The organism is Rheinheimera riviphila (assembly GCF_004005945.1).
GTDB classification, from domain to species: domain Bacteria; phylum Pseudomonadota; class Gammaproteobacteria; order Enterobacterales; family Alteromonadaceae; genus Pararheinheimera; species Pararheinheimera riviphila.
The window spans coordinates 62594-83598 of record NZ_SACS01000006.1 but is presented as its reverse complement, the minus strand read 5'-3'; the positions used below and the strand labels follow the sequence as shown (position 1 = coordinate 83598).

At 50.6% G+C, this 21005-nt stretch carries 16 protein-coding genes; 6 read left to right on the top strand and 10 right to left on the bottom strand.

Annotated elements, in window-relative coordinates; genetic code table 11:
• Positions 1 to 43: 43 nt before the first annotated feature.
• Both EOE67_RS07590 and EOE67_RS07585 read right to left on the bottom strand, forming a co-directional pair.
• Complete coding sequence (locus EOE67_RS07590) at positions 44 to 1771, bottom strand: hypothetical protein (RefSeq protein WP_127698435.1); 1728 nt, start codon at positions 1769 to 1771, stop codon at positions 44 to 46.
• 178 nt (positions 1772 to 1949) lie between these two features.
• Positions 1950 to 3566 carry an NAD(P)/FAD-dependent oxidoreductase gene (locus EOE67_RS07585; protein WP_127698434.1) on the bottom strand — a complete coding sequence of 539 codons (1617 nt, stop codon included), beginning with the start codon at positions 3564 to 3566 and terminating at the stop codon, positions 1950 to 1952.
• Positions 3567 to 3796: 230 nt separating this feature from the next.
• On the opposite strand from EOE67_RS07585, the gene fdxA reads away from it, so the two are divergent.
• Positions 3797 to 4120: a ferredoxin FdxA gene (fdxA, locus tag EOE67_RS07580; protein WP_127698433.1), complete on the top strand. Its 324-nt coding sequence runs from the start codon at positions 3797 to 3799 to the stop codon at positions 4118 to 4120.
• Here the strand turns inward: fdxA and EOE67_RS07575 are convergent.
• The 4 genes from EOE67_RS07575 to EOE67_RS07560 form a co-directional block, all read right to left on the bottom strand.
• Positions 4117 to 5028, bottom strand: a complete 912-nt coding sequence (locus EOE67_RS07575) for an ABC transporter ATP-binding protein (RefSeq protein ID WP_127698432.1) — start codon at positions 5026 to 5028, stop codon at positions 4117 to 4119. The two genes, fdxA and EOE67_RS07575, sit on opposite strands and share 4 nt — an antisense overlap.
• A complete protein-coding gene (locus EOE67_RS07570) occupies positions 5025 to 5864 on the bottom strand; it encodes an ABC transporter permease (protein WP_127698431.1) in 840 nt (279 codons plus the stop codon). Before EOE67_RS07570 ends, EOE67_RS07575 begins: the two co-directional genes overlap by 4 nt.
• Positions 5865 to 6005: 141 nt before the next feature.
• Positions 6006 to 6215, bottom strand: a complete 210-nt coding sequence (locus tag EOE67_RS07565; RefSeq protein ID WP_127698430.1) for a hypothetical protein — start codon at positions 6213 to 6215, stop codon at positions 6006 to 6008.
• A 256-nt stretch (positions 6216 to 6471) separates the two neighbouring features.
• Positions 6472 to 7842 carry an NAD(P)/FAD-dependent oxidoreductase gene (locus EOE67_RS07560; protein ID WP_240652743.1) on the bottom strand — a complete coding sequence of 457 codons (1371 nt, stop codon included), beginning with the start codon at positions 7840 to 7842 and terminating at the stop codon, positions 6472 to 6474.
• A 121-nt stretch (positions 7843 to 7963) separates the two neighbouring features.
• On the opposite strand from EOE67_RS07560, the gene EOE67_RS07555 reads away from it, so the two are divergent.
• Entirely contained in the window at positions 7964 to 8545 is a 582-nt protein-coding gene (locus EOE67_RS07555; protein ID WP_127698429.1) for a GNAT family N-acetyltransferase, read from the top strand.
• Here the strand turns inward: EOE67_RS07555 and EOE67_RS07550 are convergent.
• A complete protein-coding gene (locus EOE67_RS07550) occupies positions 8542 to 8772 on the bottom strand; it encodes a hypothetical protein (RefSeq protein ID WP_127698428.1) in 231 nt (76 codons plus the stop codon). The two genes, EOE67_RS07555 and EOE67_RS07550, sit on opposite strands and share 4 nt — an antisense overlap.
• 436 nt (positions 8773 to 9208) lie before the next feature.
• Between EOE67_RS07550 and EOE67_RS07545 the strand changes: the two genes are divergently transcribed.
• From EOE67_RS07545 to EOE67_RS07525, 4 genes are all read left to right on the top strand, one after another.
• Complete coding sequence (locus EOE67_RS07545) at positions 9209 to 12079, top strand: TonB-dependent receptor domain-containing protein (RefSeq protein ID WP_127698427.1); 2871 nt, start codon at positions 9209 to 9211, stop codon at positions 12077 to 12079.
• A gap of 484 nt (positions 12080 to 12563) precedes the next feature.
• The gene (locus EOE67_RS07540; protein WP_127698426.1) at positions 12564 to 13583 is read left to right on the top strand and encodes an isopenicillin N synthase family dioxygenase; all 1020 of its coding nucleotides are present in this window, start codon (positions 12564 to 12566) and stop codon (positions 13581 to 13583) included.
• Positions 13584 to 13763: 180 nt separating this feature from the next.
• Complete coding sequence (locus EOE67_RS07535) at positions 13764 to 14927, top strand: trans-sulfuration enzyme family protein (protein WP_127698425.1); 1164 nt, start codon at positions 13764 to 13766, stop codon at positions 14925 to 14927.
• A gap of 634 nt (positions 14928 to 15561) precedes the next feature.
• Positions 15562 to 16194, top strand: a complete 633-nt coding sequence (locus EOE67_RS07525; RefSeq protein ID WP_127698423.1) for a hypothetical protein — start codon at positions 15562 to 15564, stop codon at positions 16192 to 16194.
• 215 nt (positions 16195 to 16409) lie between these two features.
• Here EOE67_RS07525 and EOE67_RS07520 read toward each other — a convergent pair whose 3' ends face one another.
• Genes EOE67_RS07520 through EOE67_RS07510 form a run of 3 tightly spaced genes read right to left on the bottom strand, consistent with a single transcriptional unit; the run spans position 16410 to position 20798 of the window.
• Positions 16410 to 18827 (bottom strand): ABC transporter permease, encoded by a 2418-nt coding sequence (locus EOE67_RS07520; RefSeq protein WP_127698422.1) that lies wholly within the window; start codon positions 18825 to 18827, stop codon positions 16410 to 16412.
• Positions 18820 to 19509 (bottom strand): ABC transporter ATP-binding protein, encoded by a 690-nt coding sequence (locus EOE67_RS07515; protein WP_127698421.1) that lies wholly within the window; start codon positions 19507 to 19509, stop codon positions 18820 to 18822. Before EOE67_RS07515 ends, EOE67_RS07520 begins: the two co-directional genes overlap by 8 nt.
• Positions 19506 to 20798: an efflux RND transporter periplasmic adaptor subunit gene (locus EOE67_RS07510; RefSeq protein WP_127698420.1), complete on the bottom strand. Its 1293-nt coding sequence runs from the start codon at positions 20796 to 20798 to the stop codon at positions 19506 to 19508. Before EOE67_RS07510 ends, EOE67_RS07515 begins: the two co-directional genes overlap by 4 nt.
• Positions 20799 to 21005: the final 207 nt, after the last annotated feature.

The following is a 21005-nucleotide window of genomic DNA, read 5'->3' as shown; positions in this document are numbered from 1 at the left end:
AGCTGCGGTTATCAGGTAAAACTGATTTTATAGAGCTGTGACGTTATTTAGTCGCCAGCGCCATTTCCAGTTCGGAATTCATCACAATACCTTGCTGATTCACATCCATCTTCAGCGCCATTTTCATGGTGCTGCCAGAGAATTGCTGAAAGTCTGGCGGAACTTCAGTACCGCTGGCCTTCATGGCAACTTCCAGCGCTTTAAAGAAACGGCCATAGTCCATGCTAAAGCTCAGCAAGCCATTTTTAGTCAGGCTTTCTTTAGCAACGGCAGCAGATTGGGTGGTTGCTGTAGGCCCAACGTAGATCAGCAGGTGCGAATCAGACAAGGCTAATTTTGGCTGAATACCCAGCACCGCCATTTCCGGGATAATGGTCGCTAAATCCAGCTCTGCACCGGCCGCAGGTAATGCAACCGTTGCCAGCGGTGGGTAAAACGCTTTGATCCCTTCAAAGAAGGTGCGGGCGTTATCAGCAGACACCGTTACCAGCGCGTCAGCACTTTTCAGGTTGCTGGTGGTGAGGTCAAGCTCGGCGTCGTTAATTGTCACCGACAGACCTTGCAAGCCACTGGCCATACCGGCCATCGCCACTGCCGCTAATGGATTTGATTGTTTCATCTGCGCTTGCATCTCGGCCAACGGCTGACAGCTATAAGCCGGTTCAGTTAAACCGGTCCAGAGTTTGCCCAGCGTTGGCGCCAGTTGCGCCACATCCAAACCAACTGCCGTAGAGAACATGCCTGAATTCTGAACGGACATGGTATGCGCCGGCAGGAAACCACGTAATGCAGCCAACAACTTCACTGTTTCCTGATTTTCAGTTGGGATCAACATCCGGCCCGTCACTTTCAGCAACGCTGAATTGGACAGGTCAAACTTATTGTCGATAAACATGCCCGGCCAGCTGGCGCTAATCGCAGCGACGTCAGCTTCACAAGCCGGGTTGCGCCAAGCGGCCAAAGCGACGGTGGTTTCTGCACCAAACACAGCTTCAACGTCTTTCGCCAGACGGTTACCGTCTTTACTGGTCAGGAACTTGCTGAACTGTGCGGTGCTCAGATAACCATAAGCACCTTTTTCCAGCTGATACTTTTTCTGTAAATCTTTGATAGTTGAAGTATTCGCCAGATTTTGTTCTGGTTTCTCTGCCAGCATCATGATGGCCAGATGCTGCTTCTCAAATTTCTCTGAAGTAAAGGCGATAGTCGCCCAGCCGTTTTGCACCGACACCAGAAAATCCATGCTCAGTTCTTCGTGAGCAAAACGGTACTGCCGATATTTAACGGTGTTAATTTGCTGCGCGACATGGCTAAAACCACTGCTTTTTTCAGCATCATCAAACAGACGCCAGAATGCAGCTTCATCACCCAGTTCCATCCGCAGCACCGGTGACAAACCAACCATGTAGGCCAGGCTGCGCATTTGCGCTTTAATGCCGGTATTGGCACTTAATGCAGCCGGATCTGCCAATGCTTTCATATAAGTCTGCAGCAGTGCCAAACCGAATTTGTGTTGAGGTTCAGTGGCTTCTACTGCCATATCGGCAAAAGCTTTTTGCATATTGGCGTCGTAGTACTGCGGGCCCATGCCAAGGCTGGATAAATAACTACCTAAATCAATTGGCGTTACCTGCGCTGAAAACAACGCGGTGTCGGCTGGAACGTATTCCAGGCCAGCCAGTTCTGGTGCCGAGGCCATGCCCGGGCCAAATTTATAATAAGCCAGCGCTCCGGCGGCAATTACAGCGACAGCTATCAAGGTCTTACGCATTATGCACTCCTTTTCATTGATCCGATGGTAAGACCTATACCCGTCACCCTTGAAGATTCGGGGTATACACGTCATTTTTGACTGCGCCGCTTATGCCTGGCGACAGGTAAATGCCGGGTTACACCATACTTTTTTTACGTTAGTTTGACAAAACGTCTTTATATCACAACAACATGAATTACGCAGACTGATTCTGCGCCAGCATCGCCAATGCCAAAGCTTCAGCGACTTTAATGCCATCAATACCCGCCGACAAAATTCCGCCAGCATAACCAGCGCCTTCGCCAGCCGGGTACAAACCTTTCACATTCAGACTTTGTAAATCGGCACCGCGCTTGATGCAAATTGGTGACGAAGTACGGGTTTCGACGCCGGTGAGTAAACCTTCCGGCCGGGCAAAACCTTTGATTTGCTGATCAAAAGCCGGAATAGCTTCCCGAATCGCGGCAATGGCAAAGTCTGGCAATACTTTAGATAAATCGGTCAGTTTCACCCCTGGCGTGTACGAAGGCTGTACTTCACCAAATTCAGTGGACGGTGTACCGGACAGGAAATCACCAATCAGCTGGGCTGGCGCGTCATAATTTTCACCACCCAGTACAAAGGCCTGAGCTTCTAACACTCGTTGTAATTCAATGCCCGCCAGCGGATGGCCTGGATAATCGCGCTCCGGGTCAATACCAACAACGATGGCGCTATTGGCATTACGCTCGTTGCGTGAATATTGACTCATACCGTTGGTGACGACGCGGCCGGCTTCTGATGCCGCCGCGACCACAGTGCCGCCCGGGCACATACAAAAGCTGTAGACGGTGCGGCCATTGTCACAATGATGGACCAGTTTGTAATCGGCAGCGCCCAGCAACGGGTTACCGGCGTTGCTGCCAAAGCGGCATTCATCAATCATTGACTGGCGGTGTTCAATCCGAAAGCCAATCGAAAACGGTTTGGCTTCGATGTACACACCACGCTGATACAACATTTCAAAGGTATCGCGGGCACTATGACCGACGGCCAGCACCACGTGACGACATGGCAAGGTTTCACCGGTCGACAATTGCAAGCCTGTAACTTCGCCATCGGTCAGCAACAAATCGTCGACGCGGGTACTAAATCGAATTTCACCACCAAGTTCAATAATATTGGCGCGCATTTTTTCCACCATATTCACCAACTTAAAGGTGCCGATATGGGGTTTGCTGACATACATAATTTCATCAGGCGCACCGGCGGCGACAAATTCGCTCATCACTTTGCGGCCATAATGTTTTGGATCTTTCACTTGGCTGTACAATTTGCCGTCAGAAAAAGTGCCAGCGCCACCTTCACCAAACTGCACGTTTGATTCGGTATTTAACGGCTTTTTGCGCCAGAAGCCGAACGTATCTTTAGTCCGTTCCCGCACTTCTTTGCCGCGCTCGAGAATAATCGGTTTAAACCCCATTTGAGCCAGCAATAAACCAGCAAATAACCCACAAGGGCCAAGACCAACCACCACCGGCCTGTCGCTTAACTGCTGTGGAGCCTGTGCAACGTACTTATAGCTGGTGTCAGGGGAGGGTTTAACGTGTTGATCTTTTTCGAACTTTTTAAGCAGCAAAGCTTCTTGTTCGACTTCAACATCCAAAGTGTAAATCAGCTGAATGTCGGATTTTTTGCGCGCGTCATAACCACGTTTGAACATACTGAAACTTTTCAGTTGTTCCGGTTTGATTTTGAGTTTGCTTAGAATGGCCGCTGGCAGCGCAGCTTCGTCGTGATTGAGGGGTAATTTAATTTCAGTTAAACGGATCATGCAAAGTCCTATCGGTGTCTTAGCCAGCATGTCGCCAGCTCACAAGATGGTAATTGCGGCTATTTTACGTCAAATTGGCTGATCAGACGTCATAATTGCCGTTACAATTTGCGTCAGTGCCTGAAAAAAAGCTGCTGACTTGTATTTTTGCGTTTGTTCCGTACAATTTCGCCGCGAAAACCGGCCGCACATTGGCGGATTTATTAGACCCGTGGTTTGGGGAGGTCAACATGGCGTTTGTCGTCACCGATAATTGCATCAAATGTAAATACACTGACTGTGTTGCCGTTTGCCCGGTCGACGCCTTTTTTGAAGGTCCCAACTTTCTCGCCATTAGCCCAATCATTTGTATTGATTGTGGTTTATGCGAACTAGAGTGTCCGGCCAATGCCATTTTCCAACACGACGCTTTGCCAGAAGGACAACAGCCATTCATTGAGCTGAATGCCGAACTGGCGCTGGTGTGGCCCAACATCAACACCGTCAAAGCCGCTCCGGCAGATGCCGATCTCTGGAACGGCGTGCCGGATAAGCTGCAATTCCTGGAAAGCTAACCGTTTGCCACCGCAAAGAGCTGCTGCTCTAAAGTACGGCCTTGCGTCAGACTGCGATATTGCCAGCCCTGCGCGCGCAGCACGCCAATTAAACTGATATCCAAGTCCGGCGCCAGTTCGCGGTCATAGTGGATCGCAAATTCATTTTTCTGCGCATTTTCAACGCTGTTCACTCCAGGCAACTGCCGAAGTACATTCAGCACTAACGCCGCGTCAGCATTTTCTAATTGCAAACTCAGATAACCGATAGCGCCTTGTTGCACTGAACGTTGCTGCACCAGCTTGCCGTGCTCCAGATAAAGCACAGTGCCACACAGCCGTTCCAGCTCAAAAATGTTATGCGAGCTGATCATAAAAGTCGCTTCAGAGGTCAGATTTGCAATAATTTGACGCACTTGCAGCGCATTGACCGGATCCAGACCGGCCGTTGGTTCATCCAGCAGCACCAACTCTGGTTGTCCTAACAGAGCCTGGGCAATTGCAACCCGTTTGCGCATACCATGGCTCAGCACCGTGGCTTTTTGTGAGATGTAATCGGCCAAGTCCACCAACGCCAGCACCCGACGGGTTTCAGCGACAGCGGTCGCTTTATTCATGCCTTGCAGCTGGCCATAAAATGTCAGTTGGGTACCAATCGAAAAATTTGGGTCCAGCATCGCATCTTGCGGTAAAGCGCTGACCCGGCCAGACAAGCCTTCACTACCGGGCTTTTGGCCAAAAATTTCGATATTGCCGTGGTCTTGTTTCAGAAACCCACACAAAATACTGAACAAGGTGGTTTTGCCGGCGCCATTCGGACCAATCAGCGCAATTGGCTCACCGGCTTCGATGCTGAAGTTCAGCGAATGCAGGACCTGATGCCGGCCAAACGATTTAGATAATTGCTGCGCCTGAATAATCGTACTCATAATGATTTTCCTTGTAATGCGATCCGGCCCACCGCCAGCAGTACCACAGTTTGTACCAGCGGCAAGGTCACTTCTTTAAAGGTCGACCACCCCTGATTGCTGAGTAATGCCGGCACTTGCGCGCCAGGCATATATTGCAGCAGCCGCAATACATCCGGAAAATACCAGCCAGCCCAGCTAATCAAGCCAATCAGCACACCACCACCAACAATGGCCAGACAAACCGCCAGTTTCGACGAGCGTACCAACACCGAACACAACGCCATCAATGCGGTAAAAGGCGCCAGTACGATGAACAAATTTAAACCCATGATCAATGCCGCTTCCAGTGCTGCCAGCGACAAACTGTGTTGTCGCCACGCCGCCATGCCAAGCGTTGCCACTAAAGAAATGATGATCAACAAGCCTTGTACCAGCCACTGCCCGAGAAAACGTCCAAAGAAAATAGAGTCGCGGCTGGTCCGTAAGGTCAGAAAACGTAAGGTGCCCCGCGAGCGGTCGCTGCTAGTCTGATCGGCACTGGTGATGACAACCGCCAACGGCAGCAACACCAGACTAATCAACCAGTACACAATCAGCTCGGGTAAAGGCCAGGCCATCAGTTTATACATACCGATCATGCCAAACACCCGGCTCAACATGGCTTGGGTGTCGGCTTGCTGCAGCGCAGCGCTTGCTTCAAAAATGGGGTAACGCAGAATTAAAAACCAGATCACGGCAAATGCCGCTAACGCAAACCAACCGCGGGGGCTGCCAAACAAACGAAATAATTCAAAGCGGGTAATTAACCAGGTATTACGACAAAACTTCGGCAATGAAAAAGCAGTGACTGACATAATGTAGATCCTGATACCAATGAGTTGATTGAGGATAGCAAATGCTGAGCCACAATATATTCATTGTAAATCAATAGGATAAGATGTTTTTATTATTTGACGCCGTCAAATCGGCTATTTTTTGGTAAAAATAGCCGCGATTTAACTTTTTTGTTGTTGTTGTTGTTGTTGTTTCAACCAGAAGTAACTTAACCACGACAAGGCCAGGCAAGCCATGCCCCAACGCAGCCGCTGGGCGAAATTCAGTCCGGGGCGGCTGAAAATCAGGATCAAAGGCGCGTACCAAAAGTACAAAACGCCAAAGGCTAAAAAGAGTTCATTAAAGTTAGGTAACAGTTCCATTACAATCATTCGCTTTGCTCCATAAAGCTACAATCGGCATGGTATGGGGATCCTTCTAAAAATTCAATACAAAATTAAAAATAAAATAAACATTTATTATACATATTTACCTGAATCGACCATAAATCAGCCGATTTAAAGCGAGTGCGCGTCTTGCCACTGCCAGTTAAAAAATTGATGGCAAGACAGGCTGAACTTAAATGTCAAACAAAATCAATGGCTTAGAATTAAACTTGTTTCAGTGATGCAGCTGGTGTGACCGGTTTTAAAACCACAAATCTTTGTATTTGCCGTAGTGAAAATAACCCCATTGCCCCAAACGGCGTAGCGCCGGCAGCGGAAATTTTGGTAAAGCCGTTTGATACAAGGGTAGCATCGGCTGTGCAATGCCCATCACCCGCTCGGCCAGGCGCTTGCCCGCTTGCACTGAAAATGACAAGCCACTGCCACAGTAGCCCATGCTGTACACCACATCACCACGCTCATCTGCTTGATAAATATGTGGAATATCATCCAGCGCCATACAGACCCAGCCCGACCATTTGTATTGGTAGCGAATTTTTTGCAGCGCTGGAAAACTTTGCTGCAACACCTGCAGCAACCGGTCAGCGTAATAAGGATTGGCGGCGTCTTTACCGGTAATGGCGCCACGACCGCCAAATAAAATCCGGTTATCCGGCAGTTTGCGGTAATAGTATTTCAGCGCCCGGGTATCCATCACCACATGGCTGGTCAGAAAATTACAGGCCGCCAGCTGCTCGGCAGTTAGCGGCTCGGTGACGATAATCTGCGACAACACTGGTAACGTGCGCGCCTGTACCCCGGCATGAAAGTTTTTTGGTGTGTAACCGTTGGTGGCAATCACCACTTTTTTCGCCTGCACCCGCGCCGTCGGCGTGATCAATAATTGCTGGCCGGCTTGTTGTTGCCAGTCGATTACCGGTGAACCGCTATGGATCCGGGTACCAGCGTCTCGCGCCAGTCGTTGATAACCCCAAGCCAGTTTCAGCGGATTGACGCCAAAACCATCAGCGTAACGCAAAGCACCAAAGGCTTGTTGGTCACCGACATACTGTTGCTGCACTTGTTGCTGCGTTAACACTTCAACCTGGTAACCAAACATTTTTTGCTGTAGTTCCGCTTGTGCCTGTAACACTTTGCACATTGAAGGTTTATGCGCCATCCGCAGATAACCGGGTTGCTGCATATCACAATCAATACCCTTGGCAATCATCGCTTTGACGGTATCGACACCTTCGCAGAATTCGCGGTAAATGCCGTGCATCACCGCGTCGCCCCATTGTTTTTGCATTTGGGCATAAGGTTTACGGCCACTGGATTTCAGCACAAAACCAGCATTGCGGCCGCTGCAGCCCCAGGCGGTTTGGTTCGCTTCCAGTACCACGGCTTTCACGCCATGCTCAGTTGCCAGATGATAAGCCGTGGAAAGCCCGGTATAGCCGGCGCCAATAATCGCTACATCCACGCTGACATCGCCGCTTAACATGCCGTCGTCGGCCGGTGCCTCGCCAGATTGTGCCGCCCAGTAGCTATCAGGATAGGGTTGATGTTGGCCAGGGGAACTATCGTGCATCGGGTCATACATGGCGCTGGCCGGATTTTTTGCTGTTGTCATAAGAAGTCTGCTTTGTTTCTGCTGAGTGAGGGTCAGTCGGAATTCAGGGCGGAGCCCTTTGTAGTTATGCGGCTAATCATGGCAAGATATACTTACCTTGCCAAGCCTTCCAGACCACTGCATGAATACAATCAACAACATCCACTACCGACCGATGCAGCCCGAAGATTTTGCTGCCGTGCTGCAACTCGGCAATCTGGTGCATGGTGAGGGTTATCTGACGCCGGAATTACTGCAACAGTATTTTGAACGGGGCCTGGCACAGCAGCAAAATGCCAGTTTTGTCGCATATGCTGAAGCACAGCTGGTTGGTTTCCGATTGGCGTTCGCAGCAGGGCAATGGCAGTTAGATCAATGGTGTAGCCCGCAGTTATGGCCTGTTCCGCCAGAAAAAGTCGCTTATTTTAAATGCAATACGGTATCCCCAGCGCAACAAGGGGGTGGTATTGGCGGGCAATTATTACAGCTTTCGATCCAGGCTTTACAACAACAAGGCGCCATCGCTGGCCTGGCACACTTGTGGCAACAAAGCCCTGGCAATGCGGCGGTAAAGTATTTCAGCCGACACGGTGGTGTGCTGATCAAAGAGCATCCGGATAAATGGCGTGCTGAAAGTTTGGCTGGTTATGCCTGTGTCCGTTGTGGTTTTGATTGCCATTGTTCGGCAGCCGAGATGATTTTGCTGTTTCCGGTGCAAAGCTAAGCGGTAAATGTGCTGAAAATCAGCCGCACCTGTTCGCCGAGGATGACAAACGGGAACAGGGCGACTGTGGGAGAGCAGGTTTCACTCAGAAATTTAAAGTTGATCTGACAAACAAAATCTGCACGATAAACACCAGCCAATTTTGTTGCCCATGCCAGATCAAGCAGGGTCAACTCACACTCAATAACAGTTTCACGTGGAACCAAAGAGGCCGGTGCAGCGTGCACTTTCTGGCTGCATGTAAGCACTTACATTTATAGCTGAAAGCACTTTGCTTGCCAAGCCAAATTACAAAATAAGTGGTTGCAACGCATCACCGTTTCAATAAATACCGCTCCAATTCATCGAATGTTTCTCCAGCTAACTACGGCGTTGAAACTCCGCAAAACCATGTAAATCAACTCTTCCCGAGCCATCCTTTCGCCAGAAAACGCTGTTCACAGAAGCATCAGTCTTTGTTTATTTTTCGTACTGATTGTTGTTTTGATCAGCAGTTGGTTGCAGAAGTCCGGATTTCCATCGCATTTGTGGCGGCAGCGCCGGTTTTTTTCTATAGAATCCGCCGCCCCGAAAACCGGGGCACGTTTTGTGTTATTTCCAGGTACTAAAAAGCTGAAATTGGTCTTTCACTAGCGCAACTAATTTCGACAATTTGAGGTGTACATGTTTCGTCGTCCAGTATTAGAGCAAAAATTAAACCAAGCCATCAGACTGAGTCTGTATTCGGCAGCTGCTGCCAGCGCTCTGCTGAGCACTGCCGTTATTGCCCAACAAACTGAAGCCGCCGTGGAGCGGGTACAGGTGACTGGCTCCCGTATTATGCGCGAAGGCGCTATTTCTCCTTCTCCGGTCACATCAATCAGCGGTGCTGAACTGGTTGAAACCGGTGCTCTGAATATCGGTGAAGCCTTAAACGAACTGCCAGCTTTGGCATCCACTTATTCGTTGGCCAACTCGGGTAATTCAATTGGCACAGCCGGTTTAAGCCTGTTGGATTTACGTGGCATGGGTACTTCCCGTACCCTGGTGCTGGTCGATGGCAAACGCCATGTCGCGAGCAGCGCCGGTACGGCTTCTGTCGATACCAACACCATTCCAACCGCCTGGGTGGAAAGTGTTGAAATTATCACCGGTGGCGCTTCGGCCATTTATGGTGCTGACGCTGTTACAGGCGTGGTGAACTTCAAACTGAAGAAAAATATCCAGGGTCTGGACGTTTCGGCCACCGCCAGCAAGGCCAATGACAACCCTTACCACAACCAAAAACTGACCTTCTCTTATGGTCAGGATATCGCCAATGGCGATGGCAACGTAGCTTTTGCAGCTGATTTCGCTACCCAGGATGGCATGAATGCCAACGATCGCAGCCTGACCCGCACGCCATGGTTTGCTGTGACTAACCCTGCCAACAAAGAAACGCAAAAAGATGCCGCTGGCAATACCATTCATGATGGCGTGCCTGATCGCATTACCTTACCAAACGCTGGTTATTACGACAGTTCAGTCAACGGTAACTTCCTGCTGAACAAAGTTTGGTACACCTTTAACCCGGACGGCTCTGTGCGTCCACAGCAGATGGGTACTGTGTTTGCGTCTGATACAGCCTGTCAGAACTGTGAACTGTTGAACCTGCGTGATTACGACGATTTACAGCCAAACTTTGATCGTTACAGCTTCAACCTGAAAGGCGATTACGACCTAACGCCGGAAATGACGCTGAGCGCTTCAGCCAAACACGTGGTGAATGAAGGGTACACCGATCGTCAGCCATCGTTTTTTGAATATGGTTCAGCTTTGGTGATCCAACGCGACAACGCTTTTGTCAGCCCAAGCCTGGGCGCGTTGATGGATGCCAGCAACAAAAAAACCATCAGCGTGCACCGCTTTAACAAAGATGCGGGTCGTCGCAAGGAAGAAAATACCCGGATCACCGATCAGTTTAACCTGGGCCTGAAAGGTCAGTTAAACGACGACTGGTCGATTGATAGCTTTGTCACGCATGGCCAGACCACGCTGAAACAGAAAAACTTCAACAACCTGATCCGGAAAAACTGGGCGCAATCGATTGATGCCATTAACGTTAACGGCCAAATCGTTTGCCGTGATGTGGCCGCTCGTGCCGCCGGTTGTGTGCCAACTTCAGTGTTTGGTAACGGCGCAGTGAACCAGGCTGCAGCGAACTGGTTTAACACCACAGCTTTTTCAGAAGCGAAGATTAAACAACGGGTTATCGGTACCTCTTTTGCCAACAGCAATCTGTATGACTTACCAGCCGGTGGCATCGGTTTTGCCGGTGGTGTGGAATACCGTCATGAACAAAGCGATAACGTGCCGGATGCTTTTGCCGCCACAGGTGCAACCTTCCTGAACGCACTGCAAGCCACCCACGGTAAGTTCCACGTCAAAGAACTGTTCGCAGAAGTGACAGTGCCACTGCTGAGTGATGTGGGTCCATTCCAGGATCTGACCTTTGACGCCGCAGCCCGTTATGCCGATTACAGCACCATTGGTGAAGCCACCAGCTGGAAAACCGGTCTGGACTGGACAATGACCGACGAATTGCGGATCCGCAGCACCTATTCAGTCGCTCTGCGCGCGCCAAACATTGGCGAGCTGTATCGTCCGCTGAACCAGACCTTCTTCCGCGTCAGCGATCCTTGTGATATCCGTTACAAGCAAAGCGCCAACCGCGTCACTAACTGTGCCGCTTTAGGGGTTCCGGCGCAGTTTGTGTCCACTGCAACCGGCAGCAGCATTGAAGGCCTGTCAGGTGGTAACAGCAATCTGAAAGCAGAAGAGTCAGACAGCTACACCATCGGTTTTGTGTATCAGCCAGAGTGGTTTGAAAACGCGACACTGACCGTCGACTACTGGTCGATTGAAATTGATGACGCTATCGACACTGTTTCTGCCCAAAACGTGGTCAACAAGTGTGTTGATTCAGCCAACGGCATTAACAATGTGTTCTGTCAGCAAATCGTCCGTGATGCTGCCAGCAAAGAGTTGAAACTGATCACGTCCAGCACGTTGAACGTAGCGGCACAAACCGCTGAAGGTGTCGACTTTGAACTGGGTTATGATTTTGATGCTGCCGGTGGCCGTTTCAAAACCAAAGTGGTTGGTACTTATCTGGATTCACGTAAAACCTACTCGTTCCAGAACAACCCGGCTGAATTTGAACAGCGCGCAGGTACTGAAGGTGAAGCAACCTGGCAGGAAAACTTCAGCGTGGCTTATAGCCGCGATGCCTGGACCGCCAGCTGGAAGACCCGTCATTTAAGCGGTATCAGCCTGTACACTGATCAGTCACTGGCGATTAACCCGGATCCGTCGGATATCATGAACTACGGCAGTTACTTTATCAGTGACATCAGCCTGGGTTATGAATTTAGCAATGGCGTAAAACTGGCCGTCGGTATCGACAACCTGTTTGACCGCAACCTGCCAGGTGTCACCACCGGCACCGGCACCGGTTCAGCCAGCTACGACAATATCGGCCAGCTGTTCTATAGCACTGTGTCGTTTAAGATGTAGTTTGGCCTGTTGAACGTCTGAAAAAGCCCTGCCAACGATTCTGGTGGGGCTTTTTTTATGTTAGTTATGCGGGTCTGCTTGTGGATTACTGAGTTTTTGAACCGTTGTTTTAGGACTATTACAGATTTTTTAGTTGTAAGCGGACGGCTACACAGCTGGGCGTCAAGAGAGCCTAGGCCTACATGTATTGATGTTGACTCACCATAAAATCTGTAATTTTTTCATAGTGTTACTCTAAAATCATTTCCTGTGCTGCTGATCCCACAGTCAGGCGTTCAGCCAAATAAAGCGCCAAATCGCATAAAACCACTTTAGTTATAAAAACTCCTATCTATCCAGCCATCTGCTTATATCAAAAAAAACTTAATCAGAGAGTTTTGGTCATTTTTTATCGCGCGGCTGCCTGTTTAAATGCGCCCATTAAATGACCGGCAAGGCTGTAATCGCAGCTTGTTGTGGTCGATGTTGAGAGTCGGAGTCTGTGATGCATATTGTTACGCGCCCACAATTACCAGTGCTGGATTTAAGTCAGCTGAGCGGAACGGCAACCGAACAGGCGCTGTTTTTACAGCAGCTGCGCCACGCCGCCCGTGATGTCGGCTTTTTTTATCTGGTGGGACATGGCATCAGCGACCAGCGCCAGCAACAGGCCTTGCAACTGGCAAAGCAGTTTTTCGCCCTGCCAAGTGCCGAGAAAAAAGCGGTGCAGATGATTCACTCCCCACATTTTCGGGGTTATACCGGGGTTGCCGGTGAGCTGACCTTAGGCCAGCCTGATCAACGCGAACAATTCGATATCATGCGCGAAGACATTGTCAGCGGCTTGCCGGAATCAACAGAACCATGGCGGCGGTTAATTGGCCCGAATCAGTGGCCAGCAGCCATGCCAGGCTTTAAAGACGAGATGCTGGGCTGGCAGCAGCAACTCTCTGATTTAACAGAAACTTTGTTAGGCGCTTTTATGCAGGCGCTGGAACTGCCTGCCGATGCGCTGCAAAGCACCATTGCCGCCGGACCTTACCAGCATATGAAACTCATTCGCTACCCGGGCCAACAAGCCAGCAGCAGTAAACAAGGGGTTGGCGCACACAAAGATCCGGGTTATCTGACGCTGGTGTTGCAAGGCGATCAGTCCGGTTTAGAAGTATTGACCGACAATGGCTGGGTTGGCGCAGCGCCATTACCTGGTGCATTTGTGGTGAACATCGGCGAATTGCTGGAATTGGCGTCCAACGGCTACTTAAAAGCCACCTTACACCGAGTCACTAGTCCGGTGGCGGGAATCGAGCGTTATTCCTGTGCCTTTTTTATGGCAGCACAGCTGGATGCCACGGTACCGCTATTACAGCTGCCAGCACATTTAGCTGCTGAAGCCAAAGGCCCAGCCTCGGATCCACGTAATCCGTTGTTTTATCAGGTTGGACAGAACGTACTGAAAGGCCGTTTGCGCTCGCATCGCGATGTTGCCGCTAGCCATTATGCGGATTTGGATGTCGCTAGCTAATGACGCTGCTCACTTGTTTACAAATCACCGCAACAAGCAACCCATAACGCTGCGCGTCCGGAAGGCTCTGCTTTCCCGGCGCGAACAGCTACTCTTAATCTAACGGTTTTTAACTTCTGCACGTGCCAAAGCAGCCTTGTTGAAAGGGCGCAGCAGTCATTTATTCAAACAGGTACTTCAATGAAATTTCGCACCCTCGCTATCCACGCTGGTCAGCAGCCAGATCCGTCCACCGGCGCCTTAAACACCCCGGTCTATCTGACCAGCACCTTCAGCTACGGCACCGCCGCTGAAGGTCAGGCGCGTTTTGCCGGGCAGAATCCGGGTTATATTTACAGCCGGATGGGTAATCCAACGTCCAGCGCGCTGGAGCAAAAGCTGGCGGCGATGGAAGGTGCTGATGAAGCGGTCGTCGTCGCGAGCGGTATGGCGGCGATTAGCAGTATTGTCTATGCGCTGACCCAACAAGGCGACGAAGTGGCGTTTATTGACCCGGTCTACGGTGGCACCGATGCCTTTTTACGTAACACCTTAGTGCGCGCTGGTATCAAAGTGACCAGCTACAGCAGCGATGATGATTTTGTCGCCAATCACAGTGCCAACACCCGGTTAGTGCTGTGGGAACCGATCACCAACCCAACGTTAAAAGTCATCGACAGCCGCAAAATTGTCGCCGTCGCCCGCGACATTGGTGCTATTACTGTTTGTGATAATACCTTCTTAACACCCTATTTATTCCGTCCGTTAGAGCTGGGGGTGGACGTCGTGATGCACAGCGGCACCAAATATTTATGTGGTCACGGCGACATTATTGCTGGTGTAGTTGCAGGCAACGGCCCATTAATCCAGCGCATTCGCACCATAGCGCTGAAACACATCGGTGCACCGATGGGTCCGCAAGAAGCGTATTTATTACAACGTGGTGTCAAAACCCTGCCACTTAGGATGGACGCGCACTTAATTGCAGCGCAAAAAGTCGCAGAATTTCTGGCGGCACATCCCAAAGTGGAAAAAGTGTTTTTCCCAGGCTTGCCTGAACATCCTGGCCATCAGGTGATTAAAGACACCGCTGGCGGTTTTGGTGGCATGGTCGCACTGGAGCTGGCCGGTGGTTTTGCTGCTGCCGCAACACTGCTCGATAACCTAACATTATTTGCCCAAGCTGTGAGCTTAGGTGATTTAGAAAGTCTGGCCTGTCATCCGGCATCCACCACCCACGCCGCCATGACCGCCGCCGATCGCGCCAAAGCCGGTGTTACCGACAAATTGGTGCGGTTAAGTATTGGTGTGGAAGATGCTGATGATTTAATTGCAGACTTGAGCCAGGCGCTGGATTTGCTGTAGGGAAGCTGATTTGCACAGAGCAGTGCAAACTGCGTTGCGTAATGGTTATTGGGCTATGCTGGCCTGGCGCGGGTTTCGCCTACGGCGAGTATCTTTCTTTTGCTTCGCCAAAAGAAAGAACCAAAGAAAAGGCGACCCCGGATCGCTCGAAAGCCCGCAATAAAATCAATGATTTGAGGCGACGACAAAACTCGCGGGTCGCTAGCGTCGACCCGCTCAGACAGTTGTCGTCTTAAAACCTCAAACCACCGATTTTAAAGCGGCTCACTTTACGGGGCTAAGCGGAATTGGATCGTCATTTAATTAAATGGTTTACAAAGGAAAAACGTAGGGCCGATAAGCGAAGCGTCATCGGCCATTGCGACAAAAGGCCTTATCTAAACAATAAGTCGCTTCGGTTGTACCTACCACAAAGTAGCCCTAACACAGCCTTTGCGAGAACATTTGTATTTTCTGCAGCTCTCAGGTCCAAGATGATCACGTCCCAAGTAATCCCACTCATATTGAACCGCTGTTGAACAGACAGAAAAAACCGGTTAGCTTGATTCATCAATAGGTATGAAAGGTCTAAGAACTCGCGGGTTCTGCGACTGTTGAAAACCCACTTATATAAATATTGCTCTGGAGCGTGTCCTTGGAATTAAGACATGATGTTGTTGAATTTCTCAAGTATCAAATGTGCGTTGACACGGAAGATCTTTGCTTAGCGATAACATCTCCCTCAGTAAAGACCCATACCGGCGAAATTTGTTTGTACATTGCAGCACTTTTTGATGCTCTTTCATGTGAGCACGCAGAGAAAGAAATAGAAAACATCTTTAGGAACTACAAGCATCTTCATACCAACAAAGCGGTTTACTGTATGTTAGATACTCTCCGATATGCATTTGACGGTATTGCATATGGAGGGCTACATCAACTCTTCACTCGACAAGAGAACCAAGCTTGGTACCCAAAAATTACGCTTGTTAGAGAGCTGGAACCGAATGATATTCATACTTTGGATGAAATAGTTACGATTTATAGAGGCTGTAGTACTAAGGAGCATGAATTAAAGTCTTACGGACAGTCGTGGTCAACGTCAAAGTCCGTAGCCCACGATTTCGCCTTTACGTTTTACCAAGGGCAGCCGTGGTTTGACGCAAGTAACCGTGTGGTGCTTAAAGCGCAAATTCCAAAAAACTCAATATTCTACTCAAAACAATCTGTAGAGTATGAAGTTGCAGTCAACATTTCAGATCTTATTAGCATTGAAGTATGCTCTTAATAAATTTTTTTAATCAAACCAACAACCTGTAACTGCGCAGTGAGCATTCAACAGTGAGCGCGGGAGGCGCGAACGGGCGAACGCAGTAGTTGTTGGTTGTTGGTTGTGTAGAGCTCCAAATGCCTGACATTCAAAGCCTTCGGCCAAAATAACAGGGACAACAACCTGTCGCCCCTGATATTCCCAAAGACCTTCAACCAAACACCACAACTCACTCAGAGTTGCCGCAGTACCATCGCCGGAGAGCGATTGGTCACTTGCCAGGCCAGACTGGCGACGGTGAGCCAGCTTAAGCCCAGAGTTAAAGCCGCGGCAGCGAGGTAAGCAAAAGGCGACTGGCTGATCTGCGCCGAAAACTGCGCCAGCCATTGTTCCAATAACCAGTAAGTCAGTGGTGTGGCCAGCACGATACTAACCAACATTAACCGCAGGTATTCATTGGCTAATAGTTGCACCAGCGCCAGGCGGCTGGCGCCGAGCACTTTACGCATCGCGACTTCCCGGCTGCGCTGCGCGGTGCTGAACGCCGACAAACCAAACAAACCCGCTAAAGTTAGCCCAACCGCCAGCAAAGCAAACAGCGTCACGACCTGACTTTGCCGGCGTTGCCCCTGATACAGGCTATAAAAATCATCGGCTATCCAACTGCTTTTTAACTCACTTTTTTGTAGTTTCTGTTGCACTTGCTGCTCCAGCAGCGGGCGTAACGTCAGCGCTTGCGCCGGGTCAACTTTAATCAGGAGCTGAGCAATGCGCATCGGTGAGCGACCACAAATCACCAGCAGTGGTTCGGGCGTTCCCACGGCCGAACCGATTTGTAAATCGGCAATCACCCCAACGACCTGAACTTTCAGCGGCACCTGCTCCCCCGGGATCGTCCAGACTTGACCAATCGCTTGCTCAGGACTTTGCAAACCAGCTTTATGTAACAACGATTCAGTGATCAACACCGCCGCCTGCGCCTGCTTTTCGTCAACCTGATACCAGTCGGCATAATCGGCACTAAAATCACGACCCGCCAATAACCGAAATCCCGCCGCCGCAACGACCTGATAACCAGCACCTAACTGGCGCACCGGCGGTAAATCGGGCTGACCCGGCACCTGTAATGTTTGCGCCTGGGAAATGGTATCGGTCAGCCCCATATCCAGCAGCGTCACCGCCTGCACGCCGCTTTGCCGCGCCAATAAATGGGTCAGGCTGTGTGTGCTATCCCAGAACATCTGCTGATTTTCAACTTCGTTGATGGTCAACCGCGCCTGCCGCTCATAACCGGTGGGCATACTTTGTAATAAGGTCAGTTGTTGTTGCAGCACCCAGGTACTGACCAACAAACCGACGCTGATCGCCCCTTGTAACACTAACAGCATTTTCCGCAGCCAAATCGCCGTCTGCCCCCGTTGAAAATCACCACTCAGTACTTTTTTCGCATCAAAGGCCGACAGGAAAAACGCCGGATAAGCCCCTGCCAGCAGGCCAATCACCAGCACCACCGCACTCAGCATCAAGCCAAAACTGCCAAGATAATCCAGGCTTAGTTGCCGATCGACCAAATGACTAAACCAGGGCAAACACAACTCCACCAGCACCGCCGCCAACAAGCCAGCCATCGCCACCAATAACAAAGACTCCATTAAAAACTGCGTTATCAGCTGGCCGCGACTGGCGCCCAAAGCCTTACGAACCCCCACCTCTTTGGCGCGCTGACCCGCTCTGGCAATACTCATATTGACGAAATTAATGCCAGCTATCACCAATAGCAAAGCCGCCAGACCCAGGCAAATCTGCACCGTGCCAAAAGAGCCGTTGACTTTAAACTCATAGGACAATGCTGAATGTAAGTGGATGTCGGTGAGTTTACGCAGGTGCAGTTCGCTCATCGGCCGACCTTCATAAGCCTGCTGATTCAAGTGCGTTGTCAGCTGTTGTAACATCGGCGCTGCGTCAAGCTCCGCCGGTAAATGCAGATATAAATACACATTGTTGACCCGCAGCGGATTACCGATTTCCTTATCGTCGATCCGGCGCAACGAACCGGCGGGCAGGTGACTTTGCTTTGACAGCGGCGCAAAAATGGCACCAACCTGATAAGGTTTGTCGCCGAGCTGCAATTGCTGGCCAAGGGCAGATACAGTACCGAATAACCGCTCGGCTTCTTGCTCTGACAATGCAATCAGCTGTGGGCTTTGCAGCACAGCCGCCAAATCGCCTTGCAGCACGTCAACCTGAAAAAAATCAGTGAAGTTTGCTTCGACAGCCAGTGGCTGCACCAGCTTCAGCCCCTGCGTGCCGCGGCTTGGCACCACCACATCTGGCGCCGCGGAAGTCATTCGCGTCACTTTGATATTCGCATCATAATTTTGCAGCAGCCCTAGCATTGCCGGGCTGGCCACCGGAAAACGCTGCCCCAAGGACTCAAAATGCTGCTCCATGCGATAACTGTGTTCAGCATTTGGCTGATTTTGATCAAAACCCAGCTCATACCGCACGAACAATAAAATCAATAAAGCCGCCGCTAAACCCAGTGCCAAGCCTGACAAATTCAGCAGCATATGCAGTTGCTGCCGCCATAACGACCGCCAGCCGGTGCGTAAATTAAGTGTCTGGCCTAAGGTAGAGATCCGACTAGCCATATTTCACCTCCAGCACCCGCTCGGAAACAATCTGCCCATCCAGCATCCGCACGATGCGGCTGGCATACTGCGCTTCATGTTCCGAGTGTGTCACCATCACAATGGTGGTGCCTTGCCGGTTCAGCTCAGACAATAACTGCATCACTTCTTCGGAATTTTTCGAGTCGAGATTCCCGGTCGGTTCGTCGGCTAAAATCAAGCTTGGATTGATCACTAACGCCCGCGCCACCGCCACCCGCTGCTGCTGACCACCGGATAACTGCAGCGGTTTATGATCGGCACGATGGTCAATCGCCATCCGTTTCAGCATCGCTGCTACCCGCGCTTCTCGCTCTGCTTTGGCGACACCCAAATATTGCAGCGGCAACTCGACGTTTTCGGCCACGCTTAATTCGTCAATCAGGTTGAAGCTCTGAAACACAAAACCCAGATGTTGTTTACGGATGTTGGCCAGCTGATGTTCTTTCAGTGGCGCCACATCCTTGTCTTTAAACAGATATTGACCGCGACTTGGACTATCCAGCATACCGAGAATGCTGAGCAGGGTTGATTTACCACAACCAGACGGCCCCATGATGGCTACAAATTCGCCGCTTTGAATGCTCAGATGAATATTATTCAGCGCTGTGGTTTCCAGCTGACCAGTGCGAAATACCCGGCTGAGTTGTTTCAGTTCAATCATAATGCGTTCCCTGTTTTTAATTGGAGTTGATCAGCCTGGCGAAAATCGCGATAGCTGGAGATGATGACATTTTCGCCCGCTTGTAGACCAGTGCGAATTTCCACACTCTGGCTGCTTTGGCGACCAAGCTGGACGGCACGGCGGGTCGCTTTGCCACTGCCGTCCAGCACATAGACAAACTGGCCGCCGCCGTCGGTGAGATAAGCGCCCCTCGGCAATACCAGGCTTTGACTGCTGCTTTTATCTAGCAGCAAATCAAAAATCAGCGTCTGGCCGCGTTTACCCTGAAACTGCTCTGGCAGTAACAGTTCGACACTAAACTGGTTATTCACCACCCGGCTATCGATGCGGCTGATGTGAATGGCCTGCGGATTGGCTGGCGTCGCAGGGCTTTGCGCAGCGCTGCTTTGCAACGTAGCACTCATGCCCGGCTGAATGCGGCTTAAGTAAAACTCGTCCACCTGCGCCTGTAACTTAAACCGGCCCGGAATATCAATTTGACCCAGCCTGGTGCCCGGTGCTTTTGATTCACCGGGTTCTACCTGAAATTCACTTAAATAACCGCTGACTGGCGCCCGCACTAATAAATTTTGCAGCTGCTGGCGGGCAAATTCGATATTTTTGCTCAGCATAGCCACACTGTCCTGCAACTGCTTTTTCTGCACTTGCTGCACCGTGAGCTGTTGTTGCTGACGCTGTTTACTAAGCTGCAGTTTTTCGCGCTGAAAGGCTAAATCTTCTTCCATGGTGCGAAGTTGCTCTTTGGCCAGCACACCACGATCCACCAGCGGTTTGCTAAAGCCAATCTGCCGCTCCAACTGGCGAATTGCATGACTGGCGTCCAGCACCTGCTGCTTTAAATCCAGCTCGGTGGTGGCCATCGCCAGTTCAGTGGTACGTAAAAAACTCAGCTGCTCGCTGATTTGTGCTTCGCGGCTGATAAAATCCAGCTGTAATGCAGTATTGGTGAGCTGCACCAGCGGCTGACCCGCTTCGACATAAGTACCGGGCTCGGCCAGACGCTGCTCGACACGGCCACCTTCAATCGCATCCAGAAACACCGTTTGCTGTGGCAATACCACCCCGCGCAATTGCAGGTTTTCGCTGAAATTTTCACTGCGTACTAACGCGGTTTGCAGCGAACTGATGTGCAGCTCGGCCTGCGGGCTGGCGTTCGCCCGCCACTGCCATAAACTGCCGCCCGCGAATAACACGGCGGCGATGGCCAAGGCAGTCAGCCGGAATTTCGGCTGACGCCAGATCGGTTGTTGCGCAATTATTTTGTCCATTGCTAAATCCTGGAAAACTTCACTTTCCTTGATGTCCGCAAGCGCTGTGCCAGTTAATTACCACAATGAATACAACAACTTAAAATTTGCCCGGCAAAACCACTGTCCATCCGTGGACAGTCTGTTCGAGCGAAGTGTCCAGCAGTGGACAGTTGCGTCAGTTCAGTAGTGATTTGGTAGCGATTCAAGCAGTTGGCCTGGCTTGCC

Bases quoted from the DNA above. Each gene is read 5' to 3' on its own strand.
- EOE67_RS07590 (WP_127698435.1), bottom strand. From the start codon at position 1,771: ATGCGTAAGACCTTGATAGCTGTCGCTGTAATTGCCGCCGGAGCGCTG.
- EOE67_RS07585 (WP_127698434.1), bottom strand. From the start codon at position 3,566: ATGATCCGTTTAACTGAAATTAAATTACCCCTCAATCACGACGAAGCT.
- fdxA (WP_127698433.1), top strand. From the start codon at position 3,797: ATGGCGTTTGTCGTCACCGATAATTGCATCAAATGTAAATACACTGAC.
- EOE67_RS07575 (WP_127698432.1), bottom strand. From the start codon at position 5,028: ATGAGTACGATTATTCAGGCGCAGCAATTATCTAAATCGTTTGGCCGG.
- EOE67_RS07570 (WP_127698431.1), bottom strand. From the start codon at position 5,864: ATGTCAGTCACTGCTTTTTCATTGCCGAAGTTTTGTCGTAATACCTGG.
- EOE67_RS07565 (WP_127698430.1), bottom strand. From the start codon at position 6,215: ATGATTGTAATGGAACTGTTACCTAACTTTAATGAACTCTTTTTAGCC.
- EOE67_RS07560 (WP_240652743.1), bottom strand. From the start codon at position 7,842: ATGACAACAGCAAAAAATCCGGCCAGCGCCATGTATGACCCGATGCAC.
- EOE67_RS07555 (WP_127698429.1), top strand. From the start codon at position 7,964: ATGAATACAATCAACAACATCCACTACCGACCGATGCAGCCCGAAGAT.
- EOE67_RS07545 (WP_127698427.1), top strand. From the start codon at position 9,209: ATGTTTCGTCGTCCAGTATTAGAGCAAAAATTAAACCAAGCCATCAGA.
- EOE67_RS07540 (WP_127698426.1), top strand. From the start codon at position 12,564: ATGCATATTGTTACGCGCCCACAATTACCAGTGCTGGATTTAAGTCAG.
- EOE67_RS07535 (WP_127698425.1), top strand. From the start codon at position 13,764: ATGAAATTTCGCACCCTCGCTATCCACGCTGGTCAGCAGCCAGATCCG.
- EOE67_RS07520 (WP_127698422.1), bottom strand. From the start codon at position 18,827: ATGGCTAGTCGGATCTCTACCTTAGGCCAGACACTTAATTTACGCACC.
- EOE67_RS07515 (WP_127698421.1), bottom strand. From the start codon at position 19,509: ATGATTGAACTGAAACAACTCAGCCGGGTATTTCGCACTGGTCAGCTG.
- EOE67_RS07510 (WP_127698420.1), bottom strand. From the start codon at position 20,798: ATGGACAAAATAATTGCGCAACAACCGATCTGGCGTCAGCCGAAATTC.